The organism is Pedobacter sp. AK017 (genome assembly GCF_014200825.1).
Classification (GTDB): Bacteria; Bacteroidota; Bacteroidia; order Sphingobacteriales; family Sphingobacteriaceae; genus Pedobacter; species Pedobacter heparinus.
The window spans coordinates 111,514-133,053 of sequence record NZ_JACHCW010000003.1 but is presented as its reverse complement, the minus strand read 5'-3'; the positions used below and the strand labels follow the sequence as shown (position 1 = coordinate 133,053).

The window sequence follows — 21,540 nt, the reverse complement described above, 5'->3', positions numbered from 1 at the left end:
GAATGAGGTGAATCAGAGAGAAATGTGATGTTGATCAGTTTTTCATCTGTTGGAGTTTCAGTTCATCGGTGACAATGATCTGACTGCCTTTCTTTTCTATCAGGCCCTCGTCCCTGAAATCGCTCAGGATACGGCTTACGGTTTCCGTGGCCATACCAGCCATAGCGGCCAGGTTATCCCTGGATATTTTTAAATTCAAAACAGCACCAGACTTTTCCTGTTTGCATAAGCGGATCAGCACTTCGGCCATCCTTTTTCTTACGGAATGGTAAGCCAGCTGTAACAGTTGTTCTTCCTTGCTGCGCAGGTTATTGGAGAGGATGCGGATAAATTCTTTGGCCACATCAGGGTATTTATTCAGCAATGCTTCTACCATTTCTTTTGGCAACAGGCATACGGTGGTATCTTCCAGGGCCTCGGCTGTTTCGGCATAAGGTTCGTGCCCTAAAAGTGCAGGGATACCAAAATATTCTTCTGCGTTATAGAGTCCTGTAAGCAGTTCACGGCCATCCTCACTCAGCTTAATGGTTTTGACCTTTCCGGTCAGTACCAGGTAAATACCCTGAACAGCGTCGCCTTCATAATAGATCACCTGTTTTTTCTTCACATTCCGCACTTTGCGGTCGGCTATCATTTTCTGGAGTTCGGCCATGCCCGAATTGCTTCCGAGCAGGGTACTGAGTTTGTCGAGCGACTGGCTGTAAAACAGTTCCTGTTTGTCTTTTTTACTGAGCCTGCTTTCAATGGCGTTCAGCAGTTCTACATCGTCAAAAGGTTTGGTCAGGTAATCATCTGCTCCCATTTCCATACCTTTGCGCATGTCGATCCGTTCTGCTTTTGCGGTTAAAAAAATAAAGGGGGTTGCTGCAGTTTTAGGGTTTTTATTTAAGAGGTATAATACACCATAACCATCCAGTTCGGGCATCATGATGTCGCAAAGCACCAGGTCTGGCAGGTGTTTTGCGGCCAGTTCCATTCCTACTTTTCCATTATGGGCCTGTAAAACCTCGTAATTGGCCAGTTCAAGTATTTCAGCGGTACTCTCTCTGATGTCTTCATTATCTTCAATAATCAGTATGCGTGTTCTCTTCATCTGTTAAAGGAAAGTTTAAAGGTGGTTTCTTTATTGACGACACTTTCGAAATGGAGCCTGCCGTTCATAAGTGTGGCGTACCGGAGTACAATATTTAAGCCCAGGCCCGTACCGGGGATATTTCCTGTATTGTTTGCCCTGAAAAAAGGCTGGAACAGATGTTTCTGGTCAGCTTCGGGGATACCGATACCATTGTCTTTTACCATGATGGTACATTCATGTTCGTTGATCTCTGTATTAAATTCTATAAAGGTATGTTCACCGGAATATTTGATGGAATTGGAGATCAGGTTGATCATACAGTTCCTGATCAGGTTCTGATCGAGCTCGGTCACACTTTCCAGTCCCGTATGCTGATAAATGATGTGCTGTTCCTGTTTGGCGATCATCTGCATCTCTTCCGTTACTTCTTCTGCCAGTTTGACCAGGTCAAAAGAAATAAAAGCCGGTTCAACGATACCGGCCTCCAGCCTTTCGAGCGATAAAAAATCATTTAGAATGGTCGTTAAATTTCCTACTGCATTTTTGATTTTACCCACATGCTTGATGATGTTCTTGTTGTTAAAGGGCTGGGCATATTTTTCAATAAGAGAAGAAGAAAGCTGTACAGAGCTCAGTGGTGTCCTGAATTCATGAGAGGCCATAGATACAAACCTGCTTTTCATCTGGTTCAGCTCTTTTTCTTTTTCCAGTGAGAGGCTCACCTCTTCTTTGGCTTCGCTTAGGGCCCGCACTGTTTTTCTTAAGGATTTGGTCCGTTCTTCTACCAGTTCTTCCAGTTCGGCCGCATATTCACGCAGGCGTTCTTCGGCTTCTTTTTCTTTCGAAAGATCATGTATAAAGCCTGTATAAATGATCCGGTCGTCGTATTGCACCTCACTTACGGCCAGACGAAAAGGAAAAGTGCTTCCATTTTTTCTAAGCCCCCTTACTTCACGTCCTTTGCCAATGATCCGTTTTTCACGAGTAGTCTGGTACCTGTGCAGATAACCGTCGTGGCCGCTTTTATCCGGTTCGGGCATCAGCATATTGATGTTCCGGCCTTTCACTTCTTCCAGGGTATAACCAAAAAGTTTAAGCGCAGCAGGGTTAAGGCTTTCGATATGCCCCCTGTTGTCGATGGTAATGATACCATCAATGGCCGTTTCAATAATGGCTTCTAATAATCGGACTTGCTCCATAACTGATCTTCATCAATAAAAATTATGTTTTTTGATGGTTTACAAATATATAAATTCTGAGCAGCTATGATTTATGGCATCAGTCATATTTAAAAGTGATGACCATCATATTTTAACCTGAAAATAGTCTGCTATTTTGCAGCTGAACCTTACACTGATTCCATGTACCATACTTTTCACATTCCTGTTCTTGGCCTGGGTTATTCTATAGATACGCCTCTAAAAGTAGCCAGGTATGGAATTTCTTCTGTTGTTTCCATTGTAGATGATGAGCTGACCGAGCGCATGCGCAAGTTTCATTCGGCAGCACAGCAGGAAGATTATACGCTTATTGCCAAAAAGGAAACCGACTGCCGGGCCTTAAGGATAACCGCTTATTTGAACCTGTTGGACAAGCTGGTGAAGGGGCAGTTTGAAGCGATGCTGGGCAAAGCGGATGAGCCGGCCGGAGATTTTCATACCTACTTTGAACTGCTGCCCGACGATTCGGTTTTAAAGCTGGAATATACTGAAATGCTGAAAATGACAGACCCAGCAGCCAGAGCGACTGCACTTTCTGCTTTAAAGCAAAAGATGAGCCCCGGTTCAATTGATGTAAACATCATGTCGAAGGTGGACAAAGCCAATTACGACGGCCAGGACGAATACCTTGGCGATGCCTATACTGATGCCCTGGCTGCCATGCGGGGTTTTGCCAATAGCCGGCTTAATGCTGCCGTAATTATTTCTGCAGGACTGAACCCCAGGCTATATGGCTATATGGAGCAATGCGCAGATTTTTATCCGGATACCTCGGGAACGATCAATAAGCAGATCATCCTTAAAGTAAGCGATTTCCGTTCGGCCACGATTCAGGCTAAGTTACTGGCCAAAAAGGGCTTATGGGTAAGCGAATTCAGGGTTGAATCGGGGCTGAACTGCGGGGGCCATGCTTTTGCTACCGAAGGTTTTTTACTGGGGCCGATATTGGAAGAGTTTAAGGAGAAACGCAGCGCATTGCTGGAGGAGCTGTATGAGGTATACGGTATGGCCCTTACTGCAAAACACAGGGCTGTACCCTCAAAACCTTTGCAGCGGATTACTGCCCAGGGTGGTATTGGTACGGCCGAGGAGCACCGGTTTCTGCTGAATTATTACCAGCTAGATGCTGCAGGATGGGGCAGCCCCTTTTTACTGGTGCCGGAAGCTACAAATGTAGATGACGATACCCTGGAAGCACTTGTTAATGCAGAACAGGAAGATTTTTACCTGAGCAATTCATCGCCCTTGGGCGTCCTATTTAACAGTTTTAAGCAAAGCAGTATGGAACAACAGCGGCTGGATCGGATTGCAAAAGGGCGACCGGGAAGCCCCTGTACCAAGAAATTTTTATGTACGAACACGGAATTTACAGCATTACCGATCTGCACGGCATCCAGGGAATATCAGCATTTAAAACTTAAAGAACTTGAAAACCAGGCTTTACCGGCAGCCGAATATCAGCAACAGTTTGAGGCCATAACTGAAAAAGTATGCCTTTGCGAAGGATTGTGTGCTGCTGTATATTTAAAAAACGGCATGCTAAAGTCTAAGGAAAGCAAGGCGGTCAGTATTTGTCCGGGACCAAACCTGGCTTATTTTTCTGGAAAATACAGTTTAAAGGAGATGGTACAGCACATTTATGGAAAAACAAATTTACTGACTACCGTAAACCGCCCCAACCTGTTCATTAATGAACTGAACCTTTACATCGATTACCTGAAAAAAGACATCTCAGCACAGCTGAGCGACCTGAACACTAAAAAAATAAAATACTTTACCAAGTTTAAGGAACAACTGGAACAGGGTATCAGCTATTACAAACAGCTGCTGCCGGTATTGAAAGAACAGAGCAGCATTTCTGTACATGAAGTTTACAAGCAGCTGCTGCTGGCAGAGCAGCAGCTGGAAAATTGTAAAGTATAAGCGGCAACTGCTTACTTTTGGGAATACGAGGCCAGTAATATATCCATATCCAACATCAGCTGTTGTACTTCCTTATCCTGTGTGCCATCATAGAAACCACGGATGCGTTTTTCTTTATCTACCAGTACCAGGTAGCCCTGATGGATAAAACCACCAGGCGCAGCTTTATCCTCTTGAGCGGAGACCAGGTAATTTCGTTCGGCCAGGGCATAGATTTCATCCCTGCGGCCCCATAGATATTCCCATTGGGTTCCTTTTACCCCCAGTTTAGCGGCATAAGCTTTCATCCTGGATGGGGTATCGTATTTCACATCGATGGTATGCGAAGCCAGTTTAACCTGGGGGTTACCCAGGTACTTATTATAGACCTTTAACAGGTTGCGGTGCATGGTTGGACAAATGGTTGGGCAGGAAGTGAAGAAAAAATCGGCCACGTAAATACAGCCTTTAAAATCTTTTTCTGTAACCACTGCACTGTCCTGGTTTAACAGCCTGAAAGGCGGAATGGTCCGGAAAACCGTATCCTTTACCGTTTTACCATCCATTACCTTTTCGCCTATTTCCATTTGCATGAAAGGGAGCTGCTGCGCCTTATCTTTACAGCCATACAAGCTTAAAGATAGCAATATGATGCAGATGAATGTCTTGCGCATTACTTTCCGAATTTACTTAAATAAGCAGCCGAGGATCTGATCTCCTTTTTGTAAAGGCTGTCGACCGCAACAATCTTTACCATTTCGTCTTTAAAATACTGAATGGCTGCCTCATTTGATTTTCCGGTTACATCAGGTTCAAATTTGTGCATCCAATCGTTCATGCTGTCTTCTGCTTTGGTAAGCTGAGCGATCAAAGCTGTTATTGTAGCTTTTTCTGCTGTGGTATCTATTTCAGGAAATTTAGCTTTCAAGCCTTTTAAATCCTTTAATAAGGTATCCAGTTTCATCTGGTTGTTTACCACTACCCCCTGATCGGCCATGACCACATCATGAAATTTCATTACTTCATCCCGTTTGGTCTTATAATCTACACCTGGCTTACAGGCAGCTGCTGCCAGGATGACCAGTAAAATCCCTATAGTTCTTTTCATCTCTTTATGTTGTTATTTTGTTAATGCTACGTTAGTATAATATATTTTTGATCCGGATTTTCCTTCCCTTACCCAGGCAATCAGCAAACCATCTTTAAGAGGGGTTAAAACTGCATGGTTATCGGCTGCTGCACCATCGGTAACGTCAATTGCTTTTTCCGGTATGCCTGCTGTTAAAATATTTACAAGGATCTTTGCATGACCAGCTGCTGTATGGTTCATTTTCATGCCACCATGTGAATGGGTCATTTCCATTGATTTTTCAGGTTCAGCAATCAGGGCTTCCTCACAGACCATGGCCAGCTTATCCCCTTCCAGGGCAATCAGCTGTGGATGCCTGCCCGAAGCCGTAATCAGGTTACGCCTTTGAAAATCAGCTCCCAGGCCTGCTGAAGAGGTATGGTATAAACCTGCTCCGCCACCAGCTGTAAACCATACGGCATTCACAAGGCCCTTACTTACCGCAAGCGATGGCCCGGAATGCGGACAGCCGTTGAGCTGCCAGTTGTCGGCACTAATGGTTTTAGCTGCACTAAAGGTTTTACCATTATCGGCAGAGGATTTGTAAGCCATGTCCCTCACCTGCTGATCTGAAAGTTCAGCAGGGTAACTGATATTCCTGTAAGCAAGGTGGATGTTCCCTGCCCCATCAGAAAAAATATCAGTACGGCAGCACTCGCAGGTTCCTTTATCGATACAGGTATCTGTTTCAAAGCCTTTTCCCTGCGCTGTACGGGCAAAAAACAAGGCCGAGCCTTTGATATTTTTTCCAAAACGTCCGTCCAGCCAGACGGCACCAAGTTCGCCATCCTTTAACGTAGTCACATCAAAAAAGCCCCGGCCATAAGTATGAGCAGTATCGGTATGTATGAAGCGGGCCTCGGACCAGTTGTTTCCCTTATCTGTTGACAGGCTATAATATATGGCACCTGCATAAGGATTCTTTTCATTTGGAAAGCGTTTGCCAAAGATGGCCAGTACCGTACCATCTGCTTTAAATGCAACCTTAGCCATACTTTCGGCAGCATTACTGCATCCCGCCGAAGCGGGAACAGTAATGGCCTGATCAAACCGGCTGGCCTGTACATTGTATCTGGCATACTTTAAACGGAAAAGGGAATCGTTACTATCTTTTTCTGTCCAGCACAGCACTGCATTGCCTTCATTGTCTCTGGTAAAATAGGGGGCAACAGCTTCGGCAGCGCCTGTATTTAGAAGCTGAGCTTCGGGGATATTGGTTTTCCGGGTACAGGCGTTAAAACACAGTACCGTACCCATTAGCAGGAATGCTATTTTCTTCTTCATCTCCATCAGTTAAAATAAGTATTTTAGATTTAAACCACCATAACCATTTCTTTTTGGGGAGGGGTTAAAGTATGGGGGTTGTGCCCCGCCATAGCCTACCGCATTTAAAGATACAATAGAACTATAGCTTTTATTCCCGATATTATCCAGGCCTGCGTAAACATTCAGTTCCAGACAATTGCCGAGTTGTTTTTTATAGCCGATTTTTGCATTTAAAACCTGGTAAACAGCATTATAAGCCGTATTGCCGTCATTTAAAGGAAGGCGGTCGCTATAAAAATAATTTCCATAGAAATAAATCCCGGTTCTGGTTTCAAGATCTATACCAGCATTCATTACCCAGGGTGCGATGCCTGTTAATTTATTTCCGTCATAGCTGGCCGTAACCTCTCCCTGTGCATTTAAAGTTTTGTAATCTTTAAACTTAAAATCTGAATAAGTTAATGCCACAAAAGGACGCAGATTAATAATTTCTGCCTCATCAGTGGCTTTTAGCAGCTGATAGGATAAGGCCAGTTCTACGCCATTGTGGCTTGTTTTTCCGGCATTGTTGTAAACTGTAATGCCCTGTTGTACAGATTGTGCGATCAGTTCACCCTTCATATCCATTTTAAACAGGGCCAGGTCGTACGCCAGCCTGGATTGCAACAGGTTACCTTTTGCATTCAACTCATAGTTTATTGCTTTTTCGGCCTGTAATACCGGATTAATGGAACCATCTACATTTTTGATCTCTGAACCGGATGGCGGGGAAAAGCCGGAGCTGACACTGGCATGCAGACTTAAGGCCTCACTAAATGTATGGCTAAGTGCAATTCTCGGTGTTGCCTGCGGATTGAACTTTTTAACACCGCTTTGGTTCTGCTTCAGGTAATCTTTAACATCGTAACGCAGACTGTTATAACTTAAGCCCAATGTTAAAGTGGTTTGTGGTGCCAGTGTGGTTTCTGACTGATAGAAAAGGGAATACTGTCTGTTCTGATAGTCTATATTCGCGTTGACTGTGCCTTCCTTACCCTGGTTGTTGACATACTGGGTGCCTTTGGTGAGGCCTTCATTAAACTCGGCACCCAGGGTAAACCTACTGGGCAAAATGCTGAATCCGGGATCATAGGTAAAGCGGGTCCTGCCGCCGTAGCTCTGGTAAAAATTCCGGATGTAGGCATAGGGCAGCGGGTGGTCCAGGTCGTAAAAATACGTAAACACACTGGTAGAATTGGAAAACTGATCGTTGAAACGGTATTGCTGTCCTAATCCAATGCGTGTCCAGGTCTGATACCTGCCCGCCTGCTTATCCAGATTGGTTGCATTGGCCTGTAAAGGATCAGCAGCGACCTGGGCTGCAGTGAGCGATCCCGGAATCTGGGAATGCTGGGTGGTCCTGTTCAGCATCAGGGTAATGATGCGTTTATCGCTCGGAAAAAGCTGAAAATTTCCGGTAAGGAACCTGCGCATGTCGTTACTGTGTGCTCTGTAGCCCTCATATTCCTGCCAGCCATAAGAAACATAACTGTTCAGCTTGTCGCCGCCACTCCTGTAAGTAGCTGCCAGACGGTGCAAACCATAGGAGCCTGCCAAACCAGAAGCTTCCAGGCTTTGCTCCTGATATGGTGCACGCTGCAGCTGAAAGTTGATGACACCGGCGGTACCTGCACCATAGATGCTGGAGGCCGGGCCTTTAATGATTTCGGCACGGCCGATGCTGTTGACATCGAGGGCTTCAATCCTTGTGGTTCCATCGGCTTCGGTAACAGGAATTTCATTCACGTAAATTTTAACACTGCGGATACCGTAAGCTGCACGGACACCATTGCCCCGGATGGAAATACGGGCTTCAGAGAGCGTACTCTGGTCCATACGCACACCGGGAATGGCATTCAGTGCAGGTTGCAAAGACAAGCCGCTGCCACGACTGATGTCTTTAGCCGTAAGCAATGCAACTGCGCCGGCTGTTTCCCTATTGGTTTTGTTTGCATTATTATAACCGGCAATCCGGACCTCGTTTAAGCTGAGCCCATCGGCTTCCAGCTGTACATTGAGTTCATTTTCAGCCGTATTAATTTTGATGCTCTGGGTTTTATATCCGGCCAGCACTGCCCTAACCTTATTGTCGGGCTGTACAGCAGCTATTTCAAAAAATCCCCTGGCATCAGATTTTGTAAGTTTCTGATTATTTGCACTAAACAAAATCACCCCGGCGAGCGGCTGACGCGTCTGGGAATCGTAAATATGGCCTTTAACAGGCAAGTTCTGGGCATGTCCATGCAAAAAAAGCATGAGCAGCCCTATACATAAAATTAAGTATCTAAATAAATTCATCATTAAATTTGATCTATCCATTCCTGCTCCATCCCTTAAATAAAATGAATGGGAACAAATAATAATTCCAGGAAAATTAAATATTGAGCCTATAAGCCAACGAACCGATATACGCACAGTATTACAGCTGTACGGCAATTTGCGATGCTTATAGTAGAAATTTTTTTCCCTTCTTCAGGAAAAAGGTTTGCAGCCTCAGAAGAGAAGGGTCAATTTTCCTGTGGCGGATGAAATATGGCAGATGAATGTCTTGGCAAGGCAAAAGGGATTTCTGCTGCTCTTGAAGATCTGAGCTGCTTAACCGGGGAAATGCAAACCAGTTTTTGGGTAACCAGTGCATCCTGTAGCTGGACTTTCTGTGACTGGCGTTCCTGTTTCTGTTCTTTTTCCTGTGCCTGCTTTAATTTTTTCATTAAATAACATTTACCATTACAGTGCAGCTGGGGTTTATCCCTGTTGATACAAAGTTCTTTGGCAATGTAATTCTGATTGGCTTCAAAACCGAGATAAACAAACAAATTGCTGCAGTTTGCAGTGAGCAAACTGAATAAAAGCAATATGGAAAGTGGTTTCAACAGCATTTTGCTGCAAATGTAAGATAAATGCAAAAGATTTAGCCAAAAAAATGAAATATTTCAGGTTGCTTTTAACCAGTTTAAAATATACTCTGCATCATTTTTCCAGTCTGTTTGCCCCAGGACAAAGTGGTTACGCCCCTGAAACTCCCTGTAGGCCAGAACGGAGTTGTTTTTTGCGTATTTTTTATAATTACGGTAATTTAAATGTGCGGGGATAATGTTGTCTATACTACCTGCAGTAAACAAAAGTGGCGCATGTTCCTTTTTATAATCTACTCTGGCAGCAGTAGTAAGTGCGCCTCTGGCCACAGTTTTAGATTCAGGAATGGTAAACTGCTGGTAGGCGGTATTTTGCTCTTCCAGGGACATTTCATTAACGAATGCATATTGCCAGTCTTTAAAGGACATTAAATAAGTTTTTTTGAGCGAGCTGAAAAGACCCAGCGACTTCCATCCTGCTTTAATAAATGAATATTCATAAGGGAATACACCTAATGTTGGAACAGAATGTATGGCTACCCCGGCAGCCGCAAGATCGCGGTTGACAATGATCTGGGTGATCAATCCGCCCAAAGAATGTCCGATGACGATGGGTTTTTCGGGCATTCTGCTAACTATACTGGCATAATGATCTGTCAATTCCGTTAAAGTTAAAGCGGCAAGATCTGTGTCATGAGGTTGCCTGCTACGGAGATCGGCAGCAGTTCCATTTTTAAAAGGCCAGGCCGGAGCGATGGTCTTGTAGCCATTGATTTCAAAATAAGCCCGCCATTCATCCCAGCAGGCGTTGGTTACAAATGCACCGGTAATAAATACGATGCTCTTGGCTGTTATTTTTCTCATTACGACATTAAATCCTTTTAAGAATTACAATAAATACCATCAAAATAACCAATTAAAAGGCATTTATAAATTTAAATATACACAATAATTAACCAAAATGAAATAATTCGTCATTTCATTTTCAATAACTTATTAAAAATTACCTTAATAAAAATATGCAAAAAAAACCGTTCCGTATTGTAGTACGGAACGGTTAACCGGCCATTTAGCAGATGGTCAGGATCAGCCTTTAAAAACCGGTACGGGTTTTTTATTTTCATCTATGGCCACAAACGAAAACTCTCCAGTTACCGCTTTTTCCCTTTCGTCGCTATACATCTGCTCGATATAGATCTCTACGCTTACCTTTAAACTGGTATTGCCAATGTGGCTAACCCTTCCAATGAGCTCTACAATGGTACCAGCTGGAATTGGCCTGTTAAAATCAATCCTGTCGCTGCTGACAGTAACCATACGCTGTCTGCTAAATCTTGTAGCGGTAATAAAAGCCACTTCATCCATCATGTGCATGGCTGTTCCGCCAAATAAAGTATCATAATGGTTGGTGGTATTGGGAAACACTGCTTTAAAGATACGGGTTTCCGATGCCTGTATTTTATCTTCTATTGTCATTTAATCTTTTTTAGACTGGCGTAATGTTCCCCATTTCAAATAGGTTGCACCCCATGAAAAACCTGCACCAAATGCGGTGAGTATCATTTTATCGCCATATTTAAAATCATCTTTAAAATCCCATAGGCACAAAGGAATGGTTGCAGCGGTGGTGTTTCCATAACGGTCTATGTTTACTTTTACCTGCTCGGCAGATAAACCCAGGTATTCGCCTACGGACTGGATGATCCTTAGGTTAGCCTGATGCGGGATGAGGTAATCAATTTGCGCGCTGACGAGGTCGTTGGATTTTAAAACCTCGTTACAGGTATCTGTCATTCCCTGAATGGCTGCCTTGAATACCACACGGCCATCCTGACGTACATAATGGAGCTTTTCATCCAATGTAGACTGTGAAGCAGGGAATTTAGAGCCCCCGGCAGTCACGATCAGGTTTTCCTTACCACTGCCATCGGTTCTGAAAAAGCTATCCATTAATCCTACAGGTTCTTCTGTTTGTTCCAGTAAAACTGCACCAGCACCATCGCCAAAGAGGATACAGGTGTTACGGTCCGTATAATTTACGATGGCACTGTTTTTATCGGCACCAATGACCACCACTTTTTTACAGCGTCCGCTTTCAATCATACTTGCACCAAGTGTAAGTGCATATAAAAAACCACTGCAGGCGGCATTGGTATCTATGCCCCATGCATTTTTAAGGCCTGCTTTTTCGCATACCATACTGCCTGTACTTACCATTACGTAATCTGGTGTAGAGGTTGATACGATCACACAATCAATTTCATCAGGGTCAACATTGCCTTCATCCATCAATCTTTTAAGGGCATAAGTTGCCATATCTGAAGTCGCAATATCAGGATCGTTTACAATCCTTCTCTCCTTTATCCCTGTTCTGGCAACAATCCATTCGCTATTGGTATCCACCATTTTTTCGAGGTCATGGTTACTTAAAACCGTATCTGGAACATACCCCCCAACAGCGGTAATCACCGCATTTTTCCTTATTCTCATTTGTGCGTACGTAATTCTGTAAAAGAAAGCAGGTTTAAGGCCTGCTTTCTTTTTTTTGCAAAGTTACAGCTTCTTCTACAGATTCCCGCAGTACTTTTTGCAGCTGCGACCATTTCTGTTAAAGCAACACCATTGGGGATTTACCCAAAGCTGTGCAGCCGGAACAGCAGGACGTTAAGGGACAGCGGATCATGCGTTAGTGGCAACCGGCAATGAAAAGCAGAATTTACTCCCTTCCCCTATTGCACTTTCAACCCAGATCTTACCACTTTCGGCTTCTATAAAATCTTTAGAAATGGCGAGGCCAAGTCCCGATCCTGATTTGTTGTTCCCATCTGTAGGTACCTGAAAATATTTTTCGAACAAACGTTTCTGATATTGTTCTTCTATCCCCTTGCCAAAATCCCTGACGGAGAACTCTATGGTATCGTTATTTTCGATTACCTGGACTATAACCTTTGATTTTACTGCACTGTATCTTAAGGCATTGGACAGGAAGTTGACCAGTACCCAGGCTGTTTTTTCAATGTCAACATTGATTTGCGGGAGCTTATTTTTTGAAATGAGTTCCAATTCAATTGATTTCTGTTCGGCCTGGAACCTTACGGCATCCATGGCGTAGATGGCAATTTTACGGGGATCAGACTTCACAAAGTTCAGCTGCAGGTTACCGGTTTCTACCTGAGCCAGGTCGAGCAGCTCGCTGGTAATCTTGAGCAGCCTTCCACAATCTTCCCTGATGTGTTGGACCAGTTCCTTTTGTTCAGGGTTCATGATTCCGACCCTTTCATCATCCATCAGTTTTAAACTCATCTTAATGGATGAGATGGGTGTTTTCAGCTCATGGGAAACGGTAGCAATAAAATTTGTTTTGGCCTCATCCAGTTCTTTAAACTGGGTGATGTTTTTAAGGATATAGACCTGGCCTGCGGCTTTACCCGTTTGAACGGTTGCATTGTCGGCATTGTCGTCATAGTTGGGCACTATAATTTCCCTTCGTTCCAGCTGAAAATAGGATTCTTTGTGATCAGCGTAAATCTTGATGGGTTTATCCGTACCGGTTTCCTGTAAAATGCGGTTCAGCAGGTCATTCTTTTTGCGGAGTTCCATTGCATTCTGTCCGATTATATTTTGCTGGTCCAGGTTCATCAGTTGTCCGGCTACCTTATTGAAAAACAGAAACTCCTGCTGTTCGTTTAAGCCAATGATGGCATCCTGCATCTGTTCAATAATGGCCTCAATTCTCAGTTTTTCTGATTGTATTTTGGCCAGGTTGCTGCTTTCCCACTTATTTAATTCGGCCGTCATCACATTAAAGGAGGCTGCCAGTTCAGAAAATTCATCTGAACCTTTAAACTCCAGTTTTTGCTTATAATTTTTGCGGCTGATCTCTTTTATGGCATCAGAAAACTCGCGTAAGGGATTGGCTACAAAGCCCGGAAAATTGACGATGAAAGAAAAAAGGATCAGAAAACAGATGGAAGCGGCAAAGATCACATACATGGCGGCCCTTTCTATGGCAGCCTGTGCCACATCATTTTTCCTGACAATAGCATTCATGTTCAGGTCGTCAATCAGCTTCAGCTGCCACCTGATCTTGGCGATAGCCTCTTGTATTGCTGCCGGTGTAGCTGAAGGATCTGTAAGCTTTGCATAAGCCAGTTTCAGGGCTACTACCGCCTTGCCTTCTCCGGCCTCTGTAATGTTCTTTCCTTCTAGCGCCAGTTGCCTGTTAAACAATTCCCGGGCTTGGTCTGACAAAGGCAAAGGATGTTCATCCAGTATCGACCGCATCTTACTCGTAAAGTTCAGTGTCTCATAATTGTCTTTCAAAATAACCTTCGACCTTATGGAAATCTCATTCATGTAGTACAATGAAATACCTCCAAAAAAGAGGATCACCACGAACAGGAATCCGAATCCGAGGCGAAGTTTGGTTTTTATTTTCATTCCTATATTTTTTAAATTCTATAACACTGCTAACTCAAAATCACTAAATCGGTTTCTGTAGCTGAAATGCTGCGCAAAAGTTGGTTAAAAATCGCGGTTCTCATGATAATCTGAAATAAATTTAAATGTGGCTTGCCGATGCATATCGTAGTGACCTCTTTTTCCTCTGCTATTTTTAGTATAGTTTGTGTAATCTGGTTGCTTTTGATCTTGATCACTTCCGCACCCAGTTCTGTGGCCAGTTTAAAATTATTGATCAGGTGCCGCTGCAGATCAAGCTTTACCTTATCGCCCCTTTCCCTGTTGTTCTGTACATACAGCACGATCCAGGGTGAATGGTAATAAGAGGCCAGCCGGGCTGTTTTGCGGATCACGATCCTGGCGGTCTCCTTATTGGTAGAGATACAGGCCATAAAGCGTTCGGGCCTCAGTTTAATCTGTTTGGGAATTTCTATACTGATCTTCCTTTCCAGATGATGGGCCACTTCTTTTAAAGCAAGCTCGCGGAGCTGCAATATCCTGTCAGATTGAAAAAAGTTAGCCAATGCACGTTCAATTTTTGTGTGGTCATAGATCTTACCTGCCTTTAAGCGGTCTATCAGTTCGTCTGCCGTTAAGTCAATGTTTACAATTTCATCGGCCAGTTCCAGGATCCTGTCGGGAATCCTTTCTGTAATGGGAATCCCGGTAATCTTTTCGATCTCTTCGTTCATGCTCTCCAGGTGCTGGATATTTACGGCCGAGATCACACTGATGCCGGCTTCCAGGATGTCGACCACATCCTGCCATCTTTTGCCATTTTTACTTCCTTCTACATTGGTATGTGCGAGTTCATCTACAATTACAACTTCAGGGTGCAGATTAATGATAGTATTTACATCCATTTCTTCCAGTTCTTTCCCCTTGTAAAACAATTTTCTTCTGGGGATCAAGGGAATACCGGCCAGGAGGGCCTGTGTTTCTGCGCGGTTGTGCGTTTCGATATAACCGATATGGATATCAATGCCATTTTTCAATAATGCATGTGCTTCCTGGAGCATCCGGTAGGTTTTGCCCACACCGGCGCTCATGCCAATGTAGACTTTAAATTTCCCCCTTCTGGATTTCTTTACCAGGTCCAGAAATTTGCGTACGGAGCTTGCTTTATTTTCTTCTTCCATCACATTGTATAAAAATATTTTTTATCCATAATTAAAAATTAATACAGGACCAGCCGCACCACAACCAGCCCTGTAAAAAACTTAAAAAGAAACTGCAATACTTGCTGTAACTGCAGCGTTGGTATTCACTATATTTTCATTTTTGATAAATATTTTATCCTTGCTATCGTAAAGCTTCCCTTCCAGCCTTACTACCGCATTGCTGATGGGGGCATAGTCAACATTTAAAGAATAACCAGTGGTTTTAAAGCCGTTGGATGTACCTGTAACTATAAAAATACCATTTTTATCCTGGTAATGCTCTACCCTGCCCGCCACTTTCCATTGATCAGAAATGTTATAACGGGCTATGGCTACCGGTGCAAATACCTCATTGTGTTTTTTACTCCCTTTAGCCTCCTGCTGGGTACCGTAGTCGAGCCCCAGGGTCAGACCGAAATCGTCTGTCAATTCAAAAATTCCATATACATCATGATAAAAGCGGTTTACACGTAGGGCGTCGCTGCCCTCTGTTCCCAGGTAATTGCTATAATTAAGGGTGATTTTTGCTGTAGGTTTCCAGGTCAGCTGCAAGCCACCTGCAGGCTTGCTGTTGCCATTGAGGCGGTTAATGCGCTGCCAGCCGTTTAAGTAAAGCAAGGTAGCAGCAAAACTGCCATCCTTACTGGCATAACTGAGCTTGGCACCCGATTCATAGTAAGGTGTATTTTCTGAGGAAATGTTCCGGGTCAATACCCAGCAGTCTTTGGATACCGCACTTTCAAAACCAATATGTGAAGCAAATATACCTGCATCAAGCCAGAGGTTAAGTGTTTTAGAAAGCTTTAAGCCTGCATTGGCCTCATAAATATTTTTTAGCACACCAGGTTCAGCAGCCATATTGGCATTGGTATACGTACCGGCCATCAAGGCTACATTTGCCCTGATGTTTCCATCATCATAGGCCCCTTTAATAAAACCCAGGTTCAGGTTTACCTCATTGTGACGGTTGTGTGAATAAATAAAACCGGGGCGGTTGTTATCTGATGGTTTGTTAAGATCGTATCCGTAATAAGTTTCCAGGTAGCCAGACACCTTAATTTTCGGTTCGGTCTGCCCATAGCTGTAGCCTGCGACAGTACTTAAGACTGCCGATAACAATAGTAGTTTCTTCATTTCAATTTATTTTTTTAATTCGTCGAGCGCCAGATTTAGCTTTAATACATTTACACGTGATGGACCAAACATCCCTAAAAAAGGGCCTTCGGTATACTTTACCACCAGTTCTGCAACAGTTCTTTCGGTAAGGCCACGTGTGGCTGCCACCCTTTTGATCTGTATAATGGCCCCCTGTTCGGAAATGTTGGGATCCAGTCCGCTTCCCGATGCAGTAACCATATCGGCAGGGATATCTGCCTTTTTAAGGTAGGGATGGTATTTTAACAAAGTATCGATCCTGCCTGAAACTACGGCCAGGTATTCGGCATTGGAAGGGCCCTTATTGGAGCCTCCAGATCCGGCAGCGTTGTAAGCCACAGCAGAGGGCCTACCCCAGAAATATTCGGGTTGGCTAAAGTTTTGTCCCAATAAGGCATAGCCCACTACTTTTCCGTTTTTAGTGATTTTCTCGCCCCCACCATTGCCTCTGGAAAAGTTGCCTGCAAAGGCAACAATTAAAGGATAGATGACACATAAGAGCAGCATCAGTACTGCAGTAAGGCGTATAGATTGTAACAGGTATTTTTTCATGATTTCTATTTTTAAACAAATAATCCTACCATCAGGTCAATTAATTTTATGCCGATGAAAGGTGCAATTACCCCTCCTAACCCATATATAAACAGATTTCTACGCAGCAAAGCGCTGGCACCTATGGGTTTATAGGCAACACCTTTTAAGGCCAGGGGAATGAGGAAAGGAATGATGATGGCATTAAAAATTACGGCCGATAAAATTGCACTTTCAGGACTGTGTAGCCCCATGATATTCAAATGCTGTAAAGCAGGGATGGAAGCAATAAACAGGGCCGGTACGATGGCAAAATATTTGGCCACATCGTTTGCGATAGAGAAGGTGGTTAGCGTGCCACGGGTAATCAGCAGTTGTTTGCCGATCTCTACGATCTCGATCAGTTTGGTAGGGTCATTGTCCAGGTCGACCATATTACCGGCTTCTTTAGCTGCCTGCGTACCACTGTTCATGGCCACGCCTACATCGGCCTGTGCCAAAGCGGGGGCATCATTGGTACCATCACCCATCATGGCTACCAGTTTACCCAGTGCCTGCTCCTCTTTGATATAGTTCATTTTATCTTCCGGCTTGGCTTCGGCAATAAAATCATCAACCCCTGCTTTTTCGGCGATGAACTTAGCGGTTAAGGGATTATCACCGGTTACCATTACGGTTTTCACCCCCATCTTGCGCAAGCGTTCAAAACGTTCATTGATGCCGGGCTTAATGATATCCTGCAGTTCGATTACTCCGATGGCTTTTTCATTTTCGGCAACTACCAATGGGGTACCACCATTGTTGGCTATAGCTTTAACCTGGTCTTCAATATCCATTGGAAAAGGGTTTCCGGCCATCAACACGATGTTACGGATAGCGTCAAATGCCCCTTTCCGGATGCGTTTTCCATCAGGGGTATCAATACCGCTCGAACGTGTTTCGGCAGTAAATTTGATAAATTTTGCTCCTTCAGGTGCAACAGCATGACTATGGCTGTCCTGTAAAGCCGCAAGCTCTACTATAGATTTTCCTTCAGGCGTATCATCTGCCAGTGAGCTCAGCACACAGGCATCCATGAAGTTTTTGATCACTATCCCGGTGGTAGGGTAAAAATTTGTGGCCTTACGGTTACCTATGGTAATGGTTCCGGTTTTATCTAAGAGGAGGACATCTATGTCGCCCGCAGTTTCAACGGCCTTGCCCGATTTGGTGATCACATTGGCTCTTAATGCCCTGTCCATCCCCGCAATGCCAATGGCAGAAAGGAGCCCGCCAATGGTTGTAGGGATCAGACATACAAACAGGGAGATCAGGGCTGCTATAGTGATCGGCGTATTTGCATAATCGGCAAAAGGCTTTAAGGTTACGCATACGATGATGAAAACCAGGGTAAAACTGGCCAGCAAAATGGTCAAAGCAATTTCATTGGGTGTTTTCTGACGGGATGCACCTTCTACCAGGGCGATCATCTTATCCAGAAAGCTTTCGCCAGGCTGAGTGCTTACCTGTACTTTGATCTCATCAGAAAGCACTTTTGTACCACCGGTTACGGATGATTTGTCGCCACCCGATTCGCGGATAACGGGGGCTGATTCACCTGTAATGGCCGATTCATCAATTGTAGCTATACCTTCAATGATCTCGCCATCGGTGGGGATGGTATCGCCTGCTTCGCAGATAAATACATCCCCTTTTTTGAGCAGGTTTGAAGAGTGCACCTCAACCTTTCCATTGCTCAGCAATACTTTGGCCGGTGTTTCTTCCCTGGTTTTCCTTAAACTGTCGGCCTGAGCTTTTCCGCGGGCTTCGGCAATGGCCTCGGCAAAGTTGGCAAAAAGTACGGTAAGCAATAAGATCAGGAAAATAAAGAAGTTGTATACGGCCGATCCCTGTCCGGGGTTGTTCATTGAATAAATGGTAACATAGGCCATAATGGCCGTACCGATCTCGACCGTGAACATGACAGGGTTACGGACCATCACCCTTGGGTCGAGTTTAATAAAAGACTGTTTAAATGCAGTTTGCACTAAAGCAGGTTCAAATAATTTATGAGAAGTTTTCATCTGTCTGTTTCTATTTAAGCATCGTAAAATATTCTGCCAGGGGGCCTAAGGCCAGTGCAGGGAAATAAGAAAGTGCATTTAACACCAGGATTACTGCAAAGGTCATCAGGCTGAAAGTCAGCGTATCTGTTTTTAGCGTACCAGCCGATTCGGGGATGTATTTTTTGGCACCTAGTAAACCGGCAATAGCCACCGGACCAATTATGGGCAGGAAACGACCAAGTATCAATACGAAACCTGTGGCCACGTTCCAGAATACATTGTTGTCGCCCAGCCCTTCAAAGCCCGAGCCATTGTTGGCATTGGAGGAGGTCATTTCATATAACATTTCAGAGAAGCCATGAAAGCCGGGATTGTTCAGCCAGTTTTTGGGCTGTACGGCCCAGGCCGCATCCCCATGGTTTGTAAAGACATAACTGGCTATAGCGGTACCAGCCAAAATCAAAAAAGGGCTTAACAACGTGATCAGCGCCGCTATCTTGATTTCCCTGGCCTCTACCTTATGCCCAAGAAACTCTGGTGTACGGCCCACCATCAGTCCGGAAATAAATACAGCGATGATCAGGTAAATAAAGTAATTCAACATCCCTACTCCACAGCCCCCGTAAAAGGAGTTGATCATCATGCCCAGCAATTGCCAGGTTCCTGTTAAAGGCATGGTGCTGTCGTGCATGCTGTTTACCGAACCGGTAGAGATGATGGTGGTTACTGTACTCCAGTAAGCAGATATGGCTGGACCAAAACGTACCTCTTTACCCTCCATGGCGCCTGTAGCCTGCGAAATACCCATTTTTGCAATTGCCGGATTACCCCCCAGTTCGCTGCTCAGCGTAGGGACCAGCAGGAGCAGCATGCCTATGGTCATTACCCCGAAGATCATCCAGGCCAGTTTTTTACGCCTGATGAAGTAACCGAAGGCAATGACCATGGCGATGGGGATGATCACCTGGGCAATCAGTTCGACCATAGCGGTCAGGTAATTTGGATTTTCCAAAGGGTGTGAAGAATTGGCACCAAACCAGCCTCCACCATTGGTACCCAGGTGTTTTATGGCAATAAAGCCGGCGGCCGGGCCACGGGATACATTTACGGTATCACCCTGCAGGGAGATAAACTGGTCTTTACCTTCGTAACTGGTTGGTGTGCCATTAAAAGCCAGGATAAGGGCCATAATTAAAGACAGGGGCAATAACAAACGGGTAATTGATTTTACAAAGAAATCCCAGAAGTTGCCCAGTTTAACCGAAGTTTTATCTCTGAAAGCTTTAAAAAACACGACCGCAGCAGCTATACCGGTTGCACAGCTTACAAACTGTAAAAACATGAGTACATAATGCTGGGTGAGGTAACTTACCCCAGATTCTCCGGAATAATGTTGCAGGTTACAGTTTACGACAAAACTGATAATGGTATTGAAAGACAGATCTGCCGTCATACCGGGATTACCATCAGGGTTCAGGGGTAGTTTATCCTGGTATATCAGTACAAAAAAACCGTATACCAGCCAAACCAGGTTAATGGTAAGCAGTGCTTTCATGTGCTGCTTCCAGTTCATCTCTTCTTTGGGGTTGATTCCGGACAGCTTAAATATGCCGTTTTCGAGTGGTTTCAGAAAGTCTGTCCAGACTTTTTCTCCGGCAAAAACTTTTGCCAGGTATTTACCCAGCGGAATAGCTATGACCAGCGTGAGCAGGTAAGTAGCAACAATTCCAAGTAATTCAGTGTTCATAGTTTTTAATTAAAATTTTTCTGGTTTAATCAGCACGTAGATCATATAGATGAAGACGGCGATTGCGATAAGGAATAATGCGATCATAACTTTTAGATTTTTTCGAACCAGTCGATTGATTTGTAAAATAACCTGCATAAGATGAGCAGGGCAAGGAGCAAAAGGATTGTTAACATAATTGTGTTGTTTTTGAGAAGCTATAGCCAATTGGCATACCACAAGAAGAAAAAAATACATAACTATCTATAAATCAATATGTAAAATAAAATACAAAAAACCTGGTAAATAAAAAACCCTTCCAAAATGGAAGGGTTTTTATCATTATGGAAGCTTAGGGAAACCTGTGTTAAATGTTGATCCTTCCTTCTACTGAGTCATCCAGTGTTTTGCCAATTGCTGTACCGATCATCATTTTAACACCCGCAACCAGGTTACCATGCTTGTTATCCCAGTAATACCCGAAAGACGGCACTATTTTTAACAGCGAAATACGGGGATCATTCTCCCCTTCTGTAAACCATACTTTCAGGAAGGGGCTCCAAAGTTCCTTTATTTTTGTCTTGTCGTCATGAATACTTGCTTCTGCGGTAAGATATAGGTAATCCGAATGCTTAGAGCCCTGAAAATAGAGTTTTACCCTTGAATCAAGTGCTACTTCGGCATTTACATGGCTGTCATTTGCACTGATGACCCATAGGTTCCCCTCATCATCCACCTGTTGGATAGTCATTGGTCTTACGCCACCGGAAGGTCCGGAAGCCGGTTCTGTACAAAAAAAACAGGTTTCAGCCTGCTCTATTAGCTCTTTGATTTTTTTTACGGCTTCTTCCCGGCCTAAATTTTCTATAGTATCTTCCGGCTGATTTTTATTAATGCTGTTCATAGGAATAGGAGTTAGATAAATTTTATGTTCCTAATAAACAGGTTATGGATGGGAATGTTTCCGCTCTTTTAA

The 21,540-nt window shown here is 44.0% G+C and carries 19 protein-coding genes; 1 reads left to right on the top strand and 18 read right to left on the bottom strand.

Going from position 1 to position 21,540, the window contains the following annotated elements; translation table 11 throughout:
* Positions 1-34: 34 nt before the first annotated feature.
* The gene (locus HDC92_RS05490) at positions 35-1,093 is read right to left on the bottom strand and encodes a response regulator (RefSeq protein ID WP_015808308.1); all 1,059 of its coding nucleotides are present in this window, start codon (positions 1,091-1,093) and stop codon (positions 35-37) included.
* Complete coding sequence (locus HDC92_RS05485; RefSeq protein WP_015808309.1) at positions 1,090-2,274, bottom strand: PAS domain-containing sensor histidine kinase; 1,185 nt, start codon at positions 2,272-2,274, stop codon at positions 1,090-1,092. The genes HDC92_RS05490 and HDC92_RS05485 overlap by 4 nt, the downstream gene beginning before the upstream one ends.
* A gap of 162 nt (positions 2,275-2,436) precedes the next feature.
* On the opposite strand from HDC92_RS05485, the gene HDC92_RS05480 reads away from it, so the two are divergent.
* Positions 2,437-4,218, top strand: coding sequence for a hypothetical protein (locus tag HDC92_RS05480; protein ID WP_183872879.1), 1,782 nt, complete (start codon positions 2,437-2,439; stop codon positions 4,216-4,218).
* Between the two features lie 11 nt (positions 4,219-4,229).
* Here the strand turns inward: HDC92_RS05480 and HDC92_RS05475 are convergent, their stop codons facing one another.
* From HDC92_RS05475 to HDC92_RS05400, 16 genes are all read right to left on the bottom strand, one after another.
* On the bottom strand, positions 4,230-4,871 hold the full coding sequence (locus HDC92_RS05475) for an SCO family protein (protein WP_183872877.1): 642 nt from the start codon (positions 4,869-4,871) through the stop codon (positions 4,230-4,232).
* Entirely contained in the window at positions 4,871-5,305 is a 435-nt protein-coding gene (locus HDC92_RS05470; protein ID WP_183872875.1) for a hypothetical protein, read from the bottom strand. Before HDC92_RS05470 ends, HDC92_RS05475 begins: the two co-directional genes overlap by 1 nt.
* A 12-nt stretch (positions 5,306-5,317) precedes the next feature.
* Positions 5,318-6,610, bottom strand: coding sequence for a sialidase family protein (locus HDC92_RS05465; RefSeq protein ID WP_183872873.1), 1,293 nt, complete (start codon positions 6,608-6,610; stop codon positions 5,318-5,320).
* A gap of 9 nt (positions 6,611-6,619) precedes the next feature.
* Positions 6,620-8,887, bottom strand: a complete 2,268-nt coding sequence (locus HDC92_RS05460; RefSeq protein ID WP_183872871.1) for a TonB-dependent receptor domain-containing protein — start codon at positions 8,885-8,887, stop codon at positions 6,620-6,622.
* 251 nt (positions 8,888-9,138) lie between these two features.
* A complete protein-coding gene (locus HDC92_RS05455; protein ID WP_015808315.1) occupies positions 9,139-9,510 on the bottom strand; it encodes a hypothetical protein in 372 nt (123 codons plus the stop codon).
* A 54-nt stretch (positions 9,511-9,564) separates the two neighbouring features.
* Positions 9,565-10,350 (bottom strand): alpha/beta hydrolase, encoded by a 786-nt coding sequence (locus HDC92_RS05450; protein ID WP_183872869.1) that lies wholly within the window; start codon positions 10,348-10,350, stop codon positions 9,565-9,567.
* A gap of 222 nt (positions 10,351-10,572) precedes the next feature.
* Positions 10,573-10,962 carry an acyl-CoA thioesterase gene (locus HDC92_RS05445; protein ID WP_183872867.1) on the bottom strand — a complete coding sequence of 130 codons (390 nt, stop codon included), beginning with the start codon at positions 10,960-10,962 and terminating at the stop codon, positions 10,573-10,575.
* Positions 10,963-11,976: a beta-ketoacyl-ACP synthase III gene (locus tag HDC92_RS05440; protein ID WP_183872865.1), complete on the bottom strand. Its 1,014-nt coding sequence runs from the start codon at positions 11,974-11,976 to the stop codon at positions 10,963-10,965.
* 189 nt (positions 11,977-12,165) lie between these two features.
* On the bottom strand, positions 12,166-13,926 hold the full coding sequence (locus tag HDC92_RS05435) for a sensor histidine kinase (protein ID WP_183872863.1): 1,761 nt from the start codon (positions 13,924-13,926) through the stop codon (positions 12,166-12,168).
* Positions 13,927-13,955: 29 nt separating this feature from the next.
* Positions 13,956-15,086, bottom strand: coding sequence for a sensor protein KdpD (locus HDC92_RS05430; RefSeq protein ID WP_183872861.1), 1,131 nt, complete (start codon positions 15,084-15,086; stop codon positions 13,956-13,958).
* Between the two features lie 81 nt (positions 15,087-15,167).
* The gene (locus HDC92_RS05425) at positions 15,168-16,241 is read right to left on the bottom strand and encodes a porin (protein ID WP_183872859.1); all 1,074 of its coding nucleotides are present in this window, start codon (positions 16,239-16,241) and stop codon (positions 15,168-15,170) included.
* A gap of 6 nt (positions 16,242-16,247) precedes the next feature.
* The gene (locus HDC92_RS05420) at positions 16,248-16,814 is read right to left on the bottom strand and encodes a K(+)-transporting ATPase subunit C (protein ID WP_183872857.1); all 567 of its coding nucleotides are present in this window, start codon (positions 16,812-16,814) and stop codon (positions 16,248-16,250) included.
* A gap of 11 nt (positions 16,815-16,825) precedes the next feature.
* On the bottom strand, positions 16,826-18,856 hold the full coding sequence (gene kdpB, locus HDC92_RS05415) for a potassium-transporting ATPase subunit KdpB (protein ID WP_183872855.1): 2,031 nt from the start codon (positions 18,854-18,856) through the stop codon (positions 16,826-16,828).
* A 10-nt stretch (positions 18,857-18,866) separates the two neighbouring features.
* Positions 18,867-20,585, bottom strand: coding sequence for a potassium-transporting ATPase subunit KdpA (kdpA, locus tag HDC92_RS05410; protein WP_015808324.1), 1,719 nt, complete (start codon positions 20,583-20,585; stop codon positions 18,867-18,869).
* A 9-nt stretch (positions 20,586-20,594) separates the two neighbouring features.
* On the bottom strand, positions 20,595-20,672 hold the full coding sequence (locus tag HDC92_RS25350; RefSeq protein WP_084240239.1) for a potassium-transporting ATPase subunit F: 78 nt from the start codon (positions 20,670-20,672) through the stop codon (positions 20,595-20,597).
* A 259-nt stretch (positions 20,673-20,931) separates the two neighbouring features.
* A complete protein-coding gene (locus HDC92_RS05400; RefSeq protein ID WP_015808325.1) occupies positions 20,932-21,468 on the bottom strand; it encodes a pyridoxamine 5'-phosphate oxidase family protein in 537 nt (178 codons plus the stop codon).
* Between the last annotated feature and the right edge of the window lie 72 nt (positions 21,469-21,540).